15 protein-coding genes and 1 tRNA gene are annotated in these 14,364 nt (G+C 57.9%); 9 read left to right on the plus strand and 7 right to left on the minus strand.

What is annotated here, in order from left to right; genetic code table 11:
• Position 1: 1 nt before the first annotated feature.
• From ABJM03_RS09090 to ABJM03_RS09100, 3 genes are all read right to left on the minus strand, one after another.
• Entirely contained in the window at positions 2–2,023 is a 2,022-nt protein-coding gene (locus ABJM03_RS09090) for a capsular polysaccharide biosynthesis protein (RefSeq protein ID WP_348417071.1), read from the minus strand.
• A gap of 6 nt (positions 2,024–2,029) precedes the next feature.
• Positions 2,030–3,166 (minus strand): polysaccharide biosynthesis/export family protein, encoded by a 1,137-nt coding sequence (locus tag ABJM03_RS09095; protein WP_348417072.1) that lies wholly within the window; start codon positions 3,164–3,166, stop codon positions 2,030–2,032.
• Between the two features lie 191 nt (positions 3,167–3,357).
• Complete coding sequence (locus tag ABJM03_RS09100) at positions 3,358–4,650, minus strand: capsular biosynthesis protein (protein ID WP_348417073.1); 1,293 nt, start codon at positions 4,648–4,650, stop codon at positions 3,358–3,360.
• Between the two features lie 100 nt (positions 4,651–4,750).
• Between ABJM03_RS09100 and ABJM03_RS09105 the strand changes: the two genes are divergently transcribed.
• The 5 genes from ABJM03_RS09105 to ABJM03_RS09125 all read left to right on the plus strand — a co-directional run bounded on the left by ABJM03_RS09105 (position 4,751) and on the right by ABJM03_RS09125 (position 8,441).
• Complete coding sequence (locus ABJM03_RS09105) at positions 4,751–5,341, plus strand: riboflavin synthase (RefSeq protein ID WP_348417074.1); 591 nt, start codon at positions 4,751–4,753, stop codon at positions 5,339–5,341.
• Positions 5,342–5,416: 75 nt separating this feature from the next.
• The gene (gene ribB, locus ABJM03_RS09110; protein ID WP_348417075.1) at positions 5,417–6,538 is read left to right on the plus strand and encodes a 3,4-dihydroxy-2-butanone-4-phosphate synthase; all 1,122 of its coding nucleotides are present in this window, start codon (positions 5,417–5,419) and stop codon (positions 6,536–6,538) included.
• 4 nt (positions 6,539–6,542) lie between these two features.
• The gene (locus tag ABJM03_RS09115; protein WP_348417076.1) at positions 6,543–7,094 is read left to right on the plus strand and encodes a 6,7-dimethyl-8-ribityllumazine synthase; all 552 of its coding nucleotides are present in this window, start codon (positions 6,543–6,545) and stop codon (positions 7,092–7,094) included.
• Positions 7,091–7,576 carry a transcription antitermination factor NusB gene (gene nusB, locus ABJM03_RS09120; RefSeq protein ID WP_348417077.1) on the plus strand — a complete coding sequence of 162 codons (486 nt, stop codon included), beginning with the start codon at positions 7,091–7,093 and terminating at the stop codon, positions 7,574–7,576. The genes ABJM03_RS09115 and nusB overlap by 4 nt, the downstream gene beginning before the upstream one ends.
• A gap of 685 nt (positions 7,577–8,261) precedes the next feature.
• On the plus strand, positions 8,262–8,441 hold the full coding sequence (locus ABJM03_RS09125; RefSeq protein ID WP_348417078.1) for a hypothetical protein: 180 nt from the start codon (positions 8,262–8,264) through the stop codon (positions 8,439–8,441).
• Positions 8,442–8,678: 237 nt separating this feature from the next.
• On the opposite strand, the gene ABJM03_RS09130 is transcribed toward ABJM03_RS09125, so the two are convergent.
• Positions 8,679–9,428: a hypothetical protein gene (locus ABJM03_RS09130; protein ID WP_348417079.1), complete on the minus strand. Its 750-nt coding sequence runs from the start codon at positions 9,426–9,428 to the stop codon at positions 8,679–8,681.
• On the minus strand, positions 9,425–10,708 hold the full coding sequence (locus ABJM03_RS09135; RefSeq protein ID WP_348417080.1) for a hypothetical protein: 1,284 nt from the start codon (positions 10,706–10,708) through the stop codon (positions 9,425–9,427). The genes ABJM03_RS09130 and ABJM03_RS09135 overlap by 4 nt, the downstream gene beginning before the upstream one ends.
• A 106-nt stretch (positions 10,709–10,814) precedes the next feature.
• Here ABJM03_RS09135 and ABJM03_RS09140 point away from each other — a divergent pair, with 106 nt between their 5' ends.
• Complete coding sequence (locus tag ABJM03_RS09140) at positions 10,815–11,276, plus strand: MmcB family DNA repair protein (protein WP_348417081.1); 462 nt, start codon at positions 10,815–10,817, stop codon at positions 11,274–11,276.
• Here ABJM03_RS09140 and ABJM03_RS09145 read toward each other — a convergent pair.
• Positions 11,273–11,473 (minus strand): DUF6324 family protein, encoded by a 201-nt coding sequence (locus ABJM03_RS09145; RefSeq protein ID WP_348417082.1) that lies wholly within the window; start codon positions 11,471–11,473, stop codon positions 11,273–11,275. The two genes, ABJM03_RS09140 and ABJM03_RS09145, sit on opposite strands and share 4 nt — an antisense overlap.
• A gap of 191 nt (positions 11,474–11,664) precedes the next feature.
• On the opposite strand from ABJM03_RS09145, the gene ABJM03_RS09150 reads away from it, so the two are divergent.
• Positions 11,665–11,741: transfer RNA gene (locus ABJM03_RS09150), tRNA-His, on the plus strand.
• Positions 11,742–11,842: 101 nt separating this feature from the next.
• Here the strand turns inward: ABJM03_RS09150 and ABJM03_RS09155 are convergent.
• Positions 11,843–12,145, minus strand: a complete 303-nt coding sequence (locus ABJM03_RS09155) for a DUF6476 family protein (protein ID WP_348417083.1) — start codon at positions 12,143–12,145, stop codon at positions 11,843–11,845.
• Between ABJM03_RS09155 and ABJM03_RS09160 the strand changes: the two genes are divergently transcribed.
• Positions 12,144–13,178: an RluA family pseudouridine synthase gene (locus ABJM03_RS09160; RefSeq protein WP_348417084.1), complete on the plus strand. Its 1,035-nt coding sequence runs from the start codon at positions 12,144–12,146 to the stop codon at positions 13,176–13,178. The genes ABJM03_RS09155 and ABJM03_RS09160 overlap by 2 nt on opposite strands.
• A gap of 138 nt (positions 13,179–13,316) precedes the next feature.
• Positions 13,317–14,210 carry an RNA polymerase sigma factor RpoH gene (gene rpoH / locus ABJM03_RS09165; protein WP_348417085.1) on the plus strand — a complete coding sequence of 298 codons (894 nt, stop codon included), beginning with the start codon at positions 13,317–13,319 and terminating at the stop codon, positions 14,208–14,210.
• The last annotated feature ends 154 nt before the right edge of the window (positions 14,211–14,364 follow it).

Below are 14,364 nucleotides of genomic sequence, written 5' to 3' on the forward strand. Positions count from 1 at the left end.
GTTACTTTCGCCACAGATGCGCTTTGCTGGCAAAGATCCCCTGCAGCTTTGACAGCAGACGATTGGCCTTGCTTGGGGCGGGCAGGTCGCCTGCAGCCAACCGCTCTGCCGCGACCTCAACGGGGCAGGGGGTTTGGGTCTTCGGGTCAAAGTAGCGCGGATAGTCGATCAATGTGGCATGGACGAGCCCCTCGAGGGGCGGGGTGGCCCGACGGCGCGGCGGCACGTCCGAGCGGTCTGTGGTGAGCCCCCAACCTGCATAAAACGGTGCACCGTAGGTGGTGACGGGCACGCCGCGCAGCAGCGCCTCAAACCCCATCAGAGACGTCATCGTATGAACCTCATGCACCTGCGCCAGCAACGCGGCAGGGTCCGTGCGGCTTATGATCATATCTGCTTTTGACGGATCGGTAAGCGCGCCACTGCGCAGCCCGGCCTCAACATCCGGATGGGGCTTGAACAGGATGACTGCATCTGGATGCGCGGCGCGCACAGCATCGAGAAGCCGTTGGTTGCTGTCTACATTCGTAGTGCCAAGACGGACCGAGGCATCATCGCCGACCTGACCGACGACTAATATGCGGTGCCCCTCGGGCAGGGTTTGGGGCGGGGCACCGGTGTTATATTTACTTAACCCTGCCTGCGTCAGTGTTTTGATCAGCTGCGCGGCGCGGTCGTGTTGATCATCTCGCAGCTTCGCCCTTTGTGCGATCAGGTTTTCGAGCCTGGAGGCGCTGGCAGGATCGTAATAGATACCCAAATCATCGGTCACGAGTGATAGCGGCAGCACCAATGCGGCCCCCAGCCCGCGCGAGCGTAGAAAGCCGTCTTCGGTGCGGGTGATCTGCGCGTTCTGGTCGGCTTGGGAAGCCCATACCATTTGGGGTCGGTCCGAGATATCCAGCGGCGCGTCGTTGAAAACCATAGGCTTGTATTGGCCATAGAATTTCTGCAAATGCGACCGCTTCCACAGGCTCATACATGCAGCAGCCCAGCCGTGGCGGTCTTCGCGCCAACTGCGCGCCTGCGCCTCAAGCGTGTCGATCACGGTTTCGATCTGGCACAATTTGTCACGGTAGGGGTCATACCATTTCGGATAAAGGATCATGGCGGCGGCAAAAAGTTGCGCTCGGGTCAGGCGGCGCTGGCGGCGCTGAACCTCGAAAGCGTCGGTCGTCAGCCCCCAGCCGGCATAGAAGGGTTGGCCGAAAACGCGGGGTTTGTGACCTGCAAAAATTGCCTCGAACCCCAGACCGGAAGACACGGTGTAGACCGCCAACGCACCCTCGAACAGATGATATGGACTTATGGGGACGCTGAAAAAGGAGATACGCTCGTTAAGGTCGCTATCGCGAAAATAACCTTTGCGGTGGCCTGTGGCGGTTTCTGGATGGGTTTTGATCAGGATACGCGCGCCCGGGTGTTCTTCTTGCGCGTAATAGAGCATTTCGAGGAACCGTGCGCGATCAGCGCCCGAGGCCGTCACCGAGGCGTCGCCTTCGGTCTGGTCAATCACCACCACATAACCCGGCGTGAGCGCGGGGGGCTCAAGCGGGATTGCGGCATATTTGCTTAGATGTGCCTCGGCTATGCGGGCAGCACAGGCGCGCGCGCGATTTAGTAAGGCGGTATCATCCAAGGGGTGGGTGGCCAGCAATACTTCAAGGTCCGAAGGGCGGGAGGGGTCAAAATGCACTGCACGGTGATCTACGACCAGTCCCAGAGGCGGCTCACCCTCACGTCCGGGAAACAGCGAGCGTAAAGGCGCGTCTTCGATGCGTACAACAGGGGCATCGCGGCGCTCGGCCACGCCTTCGCCGCGGTGGGCGGTGGGTGAGTTGCCCCAGACCGCCACGCCATCGCCCTCCTGCGAGGGCAGGCCGATGTGGATTGAATAGCCAGATAACTGCAGAATGCGCCGGATGCGTCCTTGGGTCAGGAAGCCGCCGTTATAGACAAAAAGCCGCCGATCCTTGGAGGAACCGGCGGCTGTGGTATCGTAGGTTTCAGGCCCGAGGCGCATCAGGGCTTACGGGAGTGTGTCGGCCAGCGAGGTCAGGCCAGACACTGAAGAGGCGGTGCCGGTGATCGCGCTGATAACCTTGGTCCATTGGGTGAAGGGGGCTTCGGTCACGTAAAGTGTATCGCCATCGCGGACGACAAAATCACGGGCCATAAACATGCCGTTCGGCTCTGTCAGGTTGAGCACATAAACAAGCCGCTGTGCGCCTTCCAGATCGTTGCGGCCCAAGACCTGTTCGGCCACGACTTGGGGTTCATTGCGCAAGATAAAGACGCCGGTCGGATCGGCCGCGGCTGAAAGCAGGCCACCGACTTGGGCGATCGCTTCAATTGCCGAAAGATTCTGCGTCTCGAAGGGCACACGAGCCTGCGAACCGGTTGCGCCAAGGGCGGTAAAGGCACGCGAATCCTGTTCGACAAGGATCTTGTCCCCACCGCGCAGGGCAATGTCGAGTTCCGGGTGGCGGTAGAGGTCTTCAAACCAGATTTTGCCACGCTGTTGACCGCGGATCACAGTGACCTGTGCGATGCCCGGTTCGATAGTGATGCCGCCAGAGCGGGCAAGCATGGTGGCCAGCGACCGTGTGGGCCGTTCAATCGGATAGACGCCTTGCGCTCCGACAGCACCCACCAGCGACACGGTTGTGCCGTCGCCCGGGGCGCGGCGGACCTCGACCTGTGGATCAGGGGTTTGGTCGGCCAGTTTGTTGGTGATGATGCGACGGATCGCTTCCGGCGAATTGCCCGCTGCCTTGATTCGGCCTGCATAGGGGATGAAAATAAACCCGGCCCCGTCGACTTGTACTTCTTCGAGGGTGGCAGGAGCGCCTTCGGTGCCCAAGAGGCTGTCATCAACGTTTTCGTAGATCGTGATGCCCAAGACGTCGCCGGGGCTGATGGTGTCAGAGCCCAGAGTGGCCGCGTTCTTGAACGACTCCGAAAAGCCAAGCGCCGGTGTCACAGCGGTGGCGCGGCTTACACGGTCGTTGACTGCCACGACAAAGGCATCACCTTCGCGCTGGACAGAGCCGGAAAAGATTTGACGTTTGTTTGGTCCCACCTGCGGCAATCCGCAAGATGCCAGAACGGAACATGCCGCAATGACGGCGATGGGACGCGCCCACCGAATGCTAAGGGTTTTCACTGCCCGGTCTCCTCGACCTATTTTCTGCCTCTGATCGCCGATTAATTCGACGTATTCCCGACGAGCGTATCGAAGGTTTTCACAAAAATCTACTCGGGTCAGAGAATTTAGGCGGGTGAGGGCGGCAAGGTGTGGCTTTGCTGCCGCGATTGCGCGCGGTGTTTGGCTTTTGCCACAAGGGGTTGTGGCAGTTAGTTCACCAGACGCAATTGTTGCCGTGGTGCAGCAGTGCCGGATTCCAGCGCATCATAGGGATCTTCAGGGGCCAGCATCATATCCACGACCTGCCGCATCAATTGTGTGCGCCCGCGTGCGGAATAGAATCCTCCGGGCAGTTGGCTTGTCTCCAACAAAAAGCGGCGGAAGTCCTTATAGGCGAGATTGTCGGGGCGCGATGGGGCGTTGAAGAATTCTGCCAACGGTTGGTCCGATACAAATTCAGGTTTGGCGTAAACTGCGCGACCGAAGACTTTGAGGGGGATGCCGCGCCACAGCACCTGCTGGCCTGCGGTGGAATTCACGGACACAGCAGTACGCGCATCATTGAGAAGCTGCGCCAGCTTGCCGCCGCGAACAAAATGAACGCGGTCCGATACACCATGCAGGCTGGCCAGTCGTTTGATCTCGTGGCGGACAGGCACGCGGCCATCCTCCAGCGGGTGCGCTTTGACCACAAGGTGGTGGTGCTTTGGCGCGCCTTTGGCAAAGCCGTCGATTACCAGCTCCAGAAAATCCGACATGGTGTTGAAAGGCGAATGTTTCTGGAACGAGCTGTCATGTTCGAGTTGCAGCAGCGCCAGATGATAGGGGAAGCCGCCCAGACGAACGCGCAGCGTGGCCAATCGCCGCTCGATTGCCTGTACCGGCATCAGCAATAGCCGCTTTAGATACAGTTGGAATTCTTTTGTCACGGTCAGGTCGCGGTGCGGGCGGAAATTGCGGTAATCGCCGTTCCGGAACATCACAAACCAATGATACAGCGCGCCGTAAAAGACATGTTGGCGCATGTCGCCCCAATGGCCGGGGGGCAGGGGCGCTTCCATGTCGGATTTCGCAAGCGCCTTTTGCATCTGTTGGATGCTCATATCCATCAGCCGCGAATTGCCATTGGTGCCGCCACGCTCATAGGTGACCCAATAGGGCCGCATATAACCTTCCTCAAAGACGTGGATGGTGAGGCCGCGCGCGCGGGCCCGCTCTACGGCGGTGGCGTGGATCGGGCGTGTGTCACCGTATAATACAATGTCAGTGACACCTTTTTCTTCAAGTAGTGCGGCAAAGGTCGCGGGCCATTCGTCGGATGTGCCGCGGTAGGGGATATAGCTGCGCGGATGGAACCAGAATGCACGGTCGCCCGCATTAAACCCCACACGCCAGACGTCTGTCCCTGCCGTTCTGAGCATTTTGCCCAGACGGTTAAAGAAGGGCCCATGCGGCCCTTGCAGAAACAAAAATACCCGTTTGTCGGGGGCGTGCGCGGTCATGTTGATCTTTCTTTGGTTGCTCTTCGGCTTTAATAGTCTCAGAACTCTGACGAAAATATGGCTTTGCGTTATACAGGCCGGTTTACGCGAAAGGACGACGATGTTTACGGGGATAATTACCGATATCGGTACCATAGCGACACTTCATCAGGAAGGGGATCTGCGCGCGCGCATCAAATGCACCTATGACACGTCGGGGATCGACATGGGGGCATCTATTGCCAGTGATGGTGTATGCCTGACAGTCGTGGGCCTTGGGCCGGACTGGTACGAAGTGCAAATCAGCCGTGAAACAGTAGACATGACCAACCTCGGGGATTGGGTCGTGGGACGCCGCGTGAACCTTGAGCGGGCCCTGAAGGTCGGGGACGAGCTGGGCGGTCATATCGTCTCGGGGCATGTGGATGGTGTGGCAGAGGTTGTCGCGATCCTTGAAGAAGGCGACAGCACCCGTGTGACCCTGCGCGCGCCAGAGGCTTTGGCCAAATTCATCGCGCCCAAGGGATCGGTCGCGCTCAACGGGACTTCGCTGACTGTGAATGAAGTGGATCATTGCGAGTTTGGTATCAACTTTATCCCACATACCAAGGTTGCCACCACTTGGGGCGACGTGGGCGTGGGGGACCGTGTGAACCTCGAAATCGACACATTGGCACGTTATGTGGCGCGGCTTGCCGATATGACGCGGTGACAGTCCGCGCCGTAGGCACTGGTCAAGGCTGCTGTGCTGGGGTAGGCCCGAATGCGATAGAAGACGGAGCACATCATGAGTTTTGAGACACCTGGCCCGGTGGAGGCAGAGCTTGCCGCTGCGATTTCCCCCATTGAGGAGGTGATCGCCGCCTGTAAAGCGGGTGAGATGTATATTCTTGTCGATCATGAAGACCGTGAGAATGAAGGTGATTTCATCATCGCCGCCGAACATGCGGATGCTGCAGCAATCAACTTTATGGCGACCCATGGCCGCGGCCTGATTTGCCTGCCCATGACACAGGAGCGTGTCGATACGCTTGAGCTGCCGATGATGGCGACCAATAACTCTTCGCGTCACGAGACAGCCTTTACCGTCAGTATCGAAGCCCGCGAAGGGGTGACGACCGGTATCTCGGCGGGCGACCGTGCGCTGACGGTGGCTGTTGCCATTGATGACGACAACGGGGCTGCCGATATCGCAACGCCCGGCCATGTTTTCCCGCTGCGCGCCCGTGACGGTGGTGTGCTGGTCCGCGCGGGCCATACAGAGGCGTCTGTAGATATCAGCCGACTGGCAGGCAAAGCGCCCGCAGCGGTGATCTGCGAGATCATGCTGGCAGATGGCACAATGGCGCGGCTGCCCGATCTGGTGAAAATCGCGGCAGAGCATAAATTGAAGATTGGCACTATCAGTGACCTGATCGCTTACCGCAACAAACACGACAACATGCTGGTGCAGCGCGACGACCGCACCGTGACCTCGGCACATGGCGGCGATTGGCGCATGCGCGTGTTTGAGGATCAGATCACCGGCACGGACCATGTGCTGCTCAGCAAAGGTGACATCAGTGATGGCGCGCCTGTGCTTATGCGGACCCATGCGCTCAACCCGTTGCAAGACGTGCTGGGCCTTGGGCCGGGCGCGCCGGATGTGCTGCCCCATGCCATGCAGTTGATCGAAGAAGAGGGGCGCGGCGCGGTTTTGCTGCTGCGCGAGCCAAATCCGAAATTGGCATTGGAAGGCGATGACGAGACACCGCGCACCATCAAACGCACGGGGCTTGGGTCACAGATCCTTGCCTCGCTTGGCGTGCATGAGCTGATTTTGCTGACGGATAATCCGCAAACGAAATATACAGGGCTTGAAGCCTACGCTCTGAAAATTGTGGGCACGCGCCCGATTACAAAGGAATAGCATCATGGCCGCTATCGAAGAGCATACCGTTTTGCCGGCACCCGAATTCGACAAACCCGTAAAAGTGCTGATCGTCGTATCCCCCTATTACAGCGATATCGCTGCCGGGTTGTTGACCGGTGCCAAGGTGGCCCTGGAAGAAGCAGGGGCCACCTATGATGTGGTTGAAATGCCCGGCGCGTTGGAAATTCCGACCGCTATTGGCATTTCGGACAGGCGCAGCAATTTTGATGGCTACGTTGCCTTGGGTTGTGTGATCCGCGGCGAGACAACCCATTACGAGACCGTGTGCAACGACAGCAGCCGCGCGCTGCAATTGTTGGGCCTGCAAGGGCTGTGCATCGGGAATGGTATCCTTACAGTTGAAAATAAGGCGCAGGCGGACGTGCGCGCGGACCCTGAGGGGCAGAATAAGGGCGGCGGAGCGGCGCTGGCGGCCTTGCATCTGATCGCGCTGGGTCGTAAGTGGACCTCTACACCCACAGGCATCGGGTTCAAGCCACGCGGCGAGGACACATTGATGGCCGGCGATATGGACGGAAACACCACCGCATGACTGCCTCGCGCACCGATAATATGACTGGCAATATGAAGCGTAAGATGCGCTCGGCGGCGCGGCTTTATGCAGTGCAGGCCTTGTTCCAGATGGAGCATTCGAACCTGTCCGTCGACAAGGTCCGGCTAGAGTTCCTTGATCACCGTTTCGGTGATGTGCTGGATGGCGATGAGATGCTGGAAGGTGACGAAGCGCATTTTACCCGCGTTCTCGAGGACGCGGTGACGCATCAGGCTGCGATCGACCAGATGACCGATCGCGCGCTGGTGGCCAAATGGCCCATCGGACGGATCGACCCTACCATGCGGGCGTTGTTTCGCGCTGCAGGGGCCGAGTTCCAAGATGCCGCCACGCCACCGAAGGTCGTGATTGCCGAATATCTTGATCTGGCGTCTGCGTTTTTCCCTGACGGGAAGGAAGCGCGGTTTGTGAATGCTGTGCTTGACCATATGGCGCATGACGCGCGGCCTGAAGACTTTTAAGCCATAGCGGCGCGTGCCGCTTTTCCCAATTGTATTTTGCATGAAACACTCCCGATTTCGGGGGTGTTTTTGTATGTGCGGTGGTTGGTCTTCACTTTTGTCGTCGATTTAATGTTTTGTTAATTGATTTGGTGCGCTCATGCACATGTTGCGCAGTGCCGATGGTGGCGTTGACATCCTTCGGGTTGTTCTCTGCATCGCTTCTCGTTTTTCGGAATGAACACTGGGGAAGGCCGTGCCAAGAAGGGCTGAGGTTCCACTGTATTGATAATATTGAGTAATTAGATAGATCCAGCCTATTTGGAATTTTGTCGGAATCTGAAGCTTTCATGGCAATCACAACCAAATGTTGAGTGGTGCGCATTTGCAACTATACAGGCCACCGCATCTATGGTGATATCTTACCGGCATGGTTGTTCGATGGTGCGCATATGTCGCTCACGATTTTGTTAACCTATTGAATTTTAAGCGGTGAAGATAGCGTTGTTATTCTGCGGTGCAAAACGTCGTGCCTCGGTCTGCCATCTAAGCAGACGGCAGGCGTCAAATAGAAAACTCGGACCGGTAATCAAAACGGTTGCATCGAGGGTGTCGAACGCCATCTATGGTAGTTAATCGACGGCACAGGTCGTGCCCGAGATGACAGGGGTTCGGTGGTTTGTTTTTTGTTCGTATAATCTTGTTTATGATGTCTCGGCGAGCGGATGATGGTGATGCGCCCAAAGTGGAGCGTGTCGCCGAACCTGTTCGCCCAAACTGCCGGACCTCTGGTGAAAGTACTGCTGCCTCGGGTTCGAGGGCAGGCGGTAATGTCACCCGTGAGGAAATGCAGCGCCTGTTCGGTACAGCATTGCGCGTGCGCTGAGCGCGAAAAATCTGCGCATTCGCCTTGGGTCGGAAGTGTGGCGGGACCGCCGTTGCCGGGTCGGTTGTATTCCCGAGGACCTGTATATACAGGTGGGTGCCAGTTAAATTAACCAGGGCTAAAACAGAGCCAGCTCCCTCGGATTTGCTTAAGGCCACTGGAATGTAACGTCAGTCGCGCAGGGCAGAACCCGCCACCAGACTTAGGTAGGGCGTGAAGGGTCTGGGGGCAAGGGGGCTACCCTTCGCTGGCGTCGATAAATTTATACAGTTCCAGTTCTTCGGGTAGCAAAACATAGATTTCGTCCGGCGGAGTGACCAACGCGTGCTGCATCACCAACGGGTCAATCCCCATCTGGTCGAGATAGCGCATGACCAACCCCTGACCGCGCTGGATGTCCTCGACAGCGGCAAAGGCGGGCAGCAAGGTGCTTTCCCCGAAATAATGCTGGTGCACGCCAACAAATGCATCCTCGGGCACTCTGCGGCTTGTACCTGCGGCCAGCAGATAGGGGCAGGCGGAATAGCAGATGTCATCGCTACGCATTTCCGTATCCATCCCCTTAAGGCGCAGCGCGCGCCCCAACTCCAGCGCATCCTGAACCGAGCCGCCGGGCGAATTCAGGATCGCGCGGGTCGGGGCTGTGTTCATTTCATTGATCTGACGCAAGATGCGTGCCGCATCCCCGTTGGCGATTGTCCCTTCCAACAAAATCGCCTCGCCGCCCGCCAGAGCTGTGAGAGTCAATCGTTCGGGCAGGGGTTCACGGCTGCCGGGCACCGCGCGATCAGGGTCGAAACGACGCGTCTGGTCGCCGGGTCTGACCGGTTCGGTCAATGCCGGGGATTTCGGGGCAAAACCGGGCAGTGAAAATCCGTTTTGCAAATCACCTACAAACAAGAACCCCGCAAGAAACAGCTGGAACACCAATACGCCCATCAGAACGCGGCCTACGGGGGGACGGTTCGGTTTTGCGCTCTGGCTCATTCGGCGGCTGTCTTGTTGTTTAGTGGCGGGTGGACGAGCGGTTGAGCCGTCACATCGGCTTTCATAGCTGTATCCATTTCTTTCATCACGGCAACCGCGGCACGTAACTCGGCCAGTGTCAGCCTGTCTTCGACCGAGGTCCCCTCACGGCCCATGCGAATGGCGCTTTGGGTGATCGCGAGGATGAAGACCAAGACAGCAGGCAGCAGATCAATTGCAATCGCACCGGCCCATGAGGGAATGAAATTGCCGGCATAGAGGATCACCGCGTCGGCCGAAGAAATAGGCGTATAGGTTGTTTCGGGTGGGGCGGGCATGGCTTGAACTGCCTGCGCAGCACGGGCCAGTGTTTGCGCGCGTTGGGCCAGCACTTCGAGCACCGAAGTAATCGTGGCAGATTGATCATTGCGTGTCGCTTCGGAAGGGGCATCGAGTTCGGGCAGCACGACCGAAGCCGAAAGATCCTGTGCGGCGCGTTCCACCAGTGACGCGACCGAGAGCTGGCGGATTTGCGTAATCAGACCGGCAAGGCGCACGGCCTGTTCGGAAAACTCGACCGAGCGTGCCTCGACGGGTCCCGGCTCTACGGTGAGGGCACGCATCCGGCTAAGGATGGCGTTGCCTTCGGCAAAGGCACCTTCGACCAATGGCGTTTGAGAGGCGATTTGCGCCTCCAGCCCGGCAAGTTCGCTGGATTTCTGGCGGAGTACACGGAAAACTGCGCCCCTGCCTGCAAGGCCCGACAGGTTGCCCGTCGCTTCCTGCTCGCTGAGGTCTTCAAAAGATTGGCGAACGCGGGCAACGTCGCGCTCTAGCCCTTGGGCAGAAAGGGCTACTTCATGCGCGCGCTCAAGTGATACCTGATAATCTTGCACGGTTTCGGCCAGATGCTGTTCTACGGCGGCTGATCCGGCAAGGGCGGCCGCATTGAGCCAGCTCGACATGGCGATGATCGCGACGGACCCCAGCGCCATTGCCCCCATCAGTCCGACCCGCGCCCGTGCGCCGCGTACGGCGGGGAACAGGCGTAGCATATAGGACCAGAAAACAAAAATCCCGACAGATACCGCTACGGAATAGGCGATCGCTGCAAAGGCGGACATCGCGCCATTGTCATCAAGCAACGACGAGACCCCAAGATAGGTATAGATGCCCGAAGCCACTGCCAGTACACCCAGCGCCGTTCCCGAGAATGTATCCAGCCAGCCAAGATGGCCCTCCAGCTCTTGGGCATAGCTCACGCCGCGGGCGCGGGCAGAGGAGTCTTTGAGGTCGCTCATAGATGCATCCTTGAATATCTGCTGACAAGATAGGTGGCCGAAGGCAAAAGGCCAAGGTAGGGTTAGGGACTTGTTAATTGTTCACGTTATGTTCATATATGCGCGTATGAACCAGACAATCCCATTTCCGCCGCTTCAGCCGGGCCAGCTTTTGCAGCGGGGCGTTTCACGTCATCTGGCCAGCCACGGTTTCGCTTGTATCGAAGAACTGGTGCCTGCGCGTGGATTGCGGGTGGATGTGATGGCGCTGGGGCCAAAGGGCGAAATTTGGGTGGTGGAATGTAAATCATGCCGCAGCGATTTCACCTCTGACAGCAAGTGGCAGGGCTATCTGGAATGGGCAGACCGGTTCTTTTTCGCTGTGGATGAACATTTCCCGACAGAGTTATTGCCGGATGATCAGGGATTGATCATCGCCGATTCCTATCAGGCAGAAATCATCCGCATGGGGCCAGAGACAAAGCTGGCGGCGGCGCGCCGCAAGGTTGTGATCCAGAAATTTGCAACAACGGCCGCACAGCGCCTGCAAAGGCTGCGCGATCCCGACATGCACCCTGATTGGGGTTAGCGTTTCTTTTTGCTGGCCATCAGGGCCGCGGCTTTGGCGGCGGCGACGATCTCTTCGGCAATTTCTTCGGCTTCGTCAGGGGTGAAATCCATTGGAATTTCTACGCCAGCGCCTTCAACAAAAAGCCGGACCATACCCAGATCGGTTGGCGCGATCGACAGGTCGGCTTCAATATCGCGTTCGTCGTTAATGCCCATGACCGTATCCTTCGTGTTTCAAGGTGCGTATCGCTACCGCTGCGGCGTTTGAAAGGCAAGTGGATATGGCAAAGCGGTCAAGGCAGTATGGTCGATGGAAGCTACCGCGCAGGTGAATATGCGATCGGGGGCATATTTTGTCACAACGGGCGTTGACGTCCCGCTTTGCCGAGATTATGACCACCCTCAGTGCCGGAGTAGCTCAATCGGTTAGAGCGCGTGGTTGTGGTCCACGAGGTAGTTGGTTCGAAACCATCCTCCGGTACCACTTTCAACAAATTCACAGAATTATTGAAAGCGGTAGAGGCAAGGTGTTGTGAAACACCTTTTCCGCCTCGGCGCTTGCTTTACCAGATCCGTCACGGGCGGTCATTCGACAGTGACGGTTTGTTGTAACGCGCCGGTAAAGCGGTCAAAGATCAAAATTTCATTCGCATCGGTCACAATTGCATACCAGTCAGCTGCTTGGGTGAAGGCCACAGGCTTTGCGCCATCGGGTAGCGCAATTTCGCTTGGCAATATTGGGCTCTCACTGCTCAGACGCGTGACAAGCAAACCAATAACGACTAGGACGCCCACAATCATCACAGTCGTCAGGACGGTGACCATCCTGCGCAAAAAGCGTAGATTGGCCGGTTCTTCCTGTTCGGGTAGTTCGGAAAGTTCATCCATGTCGCACCGCCGTATTACATTCATCTTGGGCGAAACCCCGCCACCGCGCCTTGATAAGGCGCTTGCGCGCGATGTGCCAGCAGATGCCGCGCTGTCGCGCACGCGGCTGGCCCGCTTGATTGAAAGTGGCGCGGTCATGGTGGATGCGCAGGTCCAGCGCGATCCGCGTGCCGTGGCCGGCGAGGGGGCGCGAATCGACATCGATGTGGAAGAGGCCGAGGACAGCCATATCCTGCCCGAAGATATCCCGCTGGAGGTGATATATGAGGATGCAGACCTGATTGTGATCAACAAACCTGCGGGTATGGTGGTGCATCCGGCACCGGGATCGCCGTCGGGGACGTTGGTGAATGCGCTGCTGGCGCATTGTGGCGATGATCTGTCGGGGGTGGGCGGCATGAAGCGCCCCGGTATTGTGCACCGTATTGATAAGGACACATCGGGCCTGTTGGTTGTGGCAAAATCCGATGCGGCGCATCACGGGTTGGCCAAACAATTCGAGGCGCACTCGGTCGAGCGGTATTACCGTTGCATTGTCTACGGTGTGCCTGATGCCAATGATCCGCGCCTGCGCGGCGTGAAGGGGGCGAATTTCGAAACCGGAAACATCCTCAAGATGACCACGCAGCTGGCGAGGCACAAACATGACCGCCAGCGACAGGCGGTCTTGTTTCACGGTGGCCGCCATGCGGTGACACGTGCTCGCACAGTGGCGCGCTTTGGCACGCCGCCGGTAATTGCGTTGATGGAGTGCTGGCTCGAGACGGGGCGTACCCACCAGATCCGTGTGCATATGGCGCATGCAGGCCACGGGCTGGTAGGCGACGCGACCTACGGCGGCAAGCGCAAGCTGGCGCGGACCGCATTGGCCGAACCGGTTGCAGATGCGATCAAGGCATTTCCACGACAAGCGCTGCACGCGGCGGTTTTGGGGTTCGAGCATCCGATAAGCGGTGAGGCGATCCGTTTTGAAGCGCCGTTGCCTGAGGATATGGCAGGTCTTCTGGAGTTGCTGGAACCGGCCCGCGCTTAACCGGCGCGGTCACGTTTCGGTAACTATTGTTGTTTTAACGTGAACAAAACAGCACCGAGTTTACTTGTAGTATAGAAAAGCGACCCCATATTGATGTTAAGCCCTGTTACATAGGGCGTCAGGGAAAGGACGACACCGATGGCAAATTATGCAAATCTACCGGCACCGACGCCGGAAGGCGGTTTGAATCGCTATATGCAGGAAATCCGCAAATTCCCGTTGTTGGAACCTGAAGAAGAATACATGCTTGCTAAGGCATGGGTTGAGAAGGAAGACACCGCTGCTGCGCACCGGATGGTAACTTCGCACCTGCGGTTGGCAGCAAAAATCGCCATGGGCTACCGCGGGTATGGCCTGCCGCAAGCCGAAGTCATTTCGGAAGCAAATGTCGGGCTGATGCAAGCGGTCAAACGGTTTGACCCCGAAAAGGGCTTTCGTCTGGCGACCTATGCGATGTGGTGGATCCGCGCGAGCATTCAGGAATATATCCTACGCTCGTGGTCTTTGGTGAAACTTGGCACGACTTCGGGCCAGAAAAAGCTGTTTTTCAATCTGCGCAAAGCCAAAAGTAAGATTGGTGCGCTGGAAGAGGGTGATCTGCGGCCGGAGAATGTGAAAACCATTGCGACCCAGTTGGGCGTGACGGAAGCCGAGGTTATCTCGATGAACCGGCGGATGTCGGGCGGGGATGCTTCGCTCAACGCGACGGTCGGTTCTGAAGGCGAGGGGACCATGCAATGGCAGGACTGGCTTGAGGATGAAGATGCGGATCAAGCGGGCGACTATGAAGCGCGCGACGAGCTTGAGACCCGCCGCGAGATGCTGGCCGAGGCAATGGATGTTCTGAATGACCGTGAGAAGGATATTCTGATGCAACGGCGGCTGTCTGACGAGACAGTGACGCTGGAAGACCTGAGCGGGCAATATGACGTCAGCCGCGAACGTATTCGCCAGATCGAAGTACGTGCATTCGAGAAGCTGCAAAAACGTATGCGTGAGCTTGCAGAGGAAAAGGGCATGCCTGCCGCGTAGCAATTAGATTATGCCGGTAAGTATCAGAGCCGCTCCGTATACGGGGCGGCTATTTTCATTGGCGAAGGGGGCCAGCCCCCGTCTTTGCCTTAAGGCAAAGACTCCCCCGGAGTATTTTTGGCTAGAGAAAATAGGGCGGCGGGGGTGTTGATGA

It is taken from the genome of Sulfitobacter sp. (assembly GCF_039977885.1).
Lineage (GTDB): Bacteria > Pseudomonadota > Alphaproteobacteria > Rhodobacterales > Rhodobacteraceae > Sulfitobacter.

Bases quoted from the DNA above. Each gene is read 5' to 3' on its own strand.
- ABJM03_RS09135 (WP_348417080.1), bottom strand. From the start codon at position 10,708: ATGAGCGACCTCAAAGACTCCTCTGCCCGCGCCCGCGGCGTGAGCTAT.
- ABJM03_RS09125 (WP_348417078.1), top strand. From the start codon at position 8,262: ATGATGTCTCGGCGAGCGGATGATGGTGATGCGCCCAAAGTGGAGCGT.
- ABJM03_RS09140 (WP_348417081.1), top strand. From the start codon at position 10,815: ATGAACCAGACAATCCCATTTCCGCCGCTTCAGCCGGGCCAGCTTTTG.
- rpoH (WP_348417085.1), top strand. From the start codon at position 13,317: ATGGCAAATTATGCAAATCTACCGGCACCGACGCCGGAAGGCGGTTTG.
- ABJM03_RS09115 (WP_348417076.1), top strand. From the start codon at position 6,543: ATGGCCGCTATCGAAGAGCATACCGTTTTGCCGGCACCCGAATTCGAC.
- nusB (WP_348417077.1), top strand. From the start codon at position 7,091: ATGACTGCCTCGCGCACCGATAATATGACTGGCAATATGAAGCGTAAG.
- ABJM03_RS09160 (WP_348417084.1), top strand. From the start codon at position 12,144: ATGTCGCACCGCCGTATTACATTCATCTTGGGCGAAACCCCGCCACCG.
- ABJM03_RS09130 (WP_348417079.1), bottom strand. From the start codon at position 9,428: ATGAGCCAGAGCGCAAAACCGAACCGTCCCCCCGTAGGCCGCGTTCTG.
- ABJM03_RS09105 (WP_348417074.1), top strand. From the start codon at position 4,751: ATGTTTACGGGGATAATTACCGATATCGGTACCATAGCGACACTTCAT.
- ABJM03_RS09100 (WP_348417073.1), bottom strand. From the start codon at position 4,650: ATGACCGCGCACGCCCCCGACAAACGGGTATTTTTGTTTCTGCAAGGG.
- ribB (WP_348417075.1), top strand. From the start codon at position 5,417: ATGAGTTTTGAGACACCTGGCCCGGTGGAGGCAGAGCTTGCCGCTGCG.
- ABJM03_RS09090 (WP_348417071.1), bottom strand. From the start codon at position 2,023: ATGCGCCTCGGGCCTGAAACCTACGATACCACAGCCGCCGGTTCCTCC.
- ABJM03_RS09155 (WP_348417083.1), bottom strand. From the start codon at position 12,145: ATGGATGAACTTTCCGAACTACCCGAACAGGAAGAACCGGCCAATCTA.
- ABJM03_RS09145 (WP_348417082.1), bottom strand. From the start codon at position 11,473: ATGGGCATTAACGACGAACGCGATATTGAAGCCGACCTGTCGATCGCG.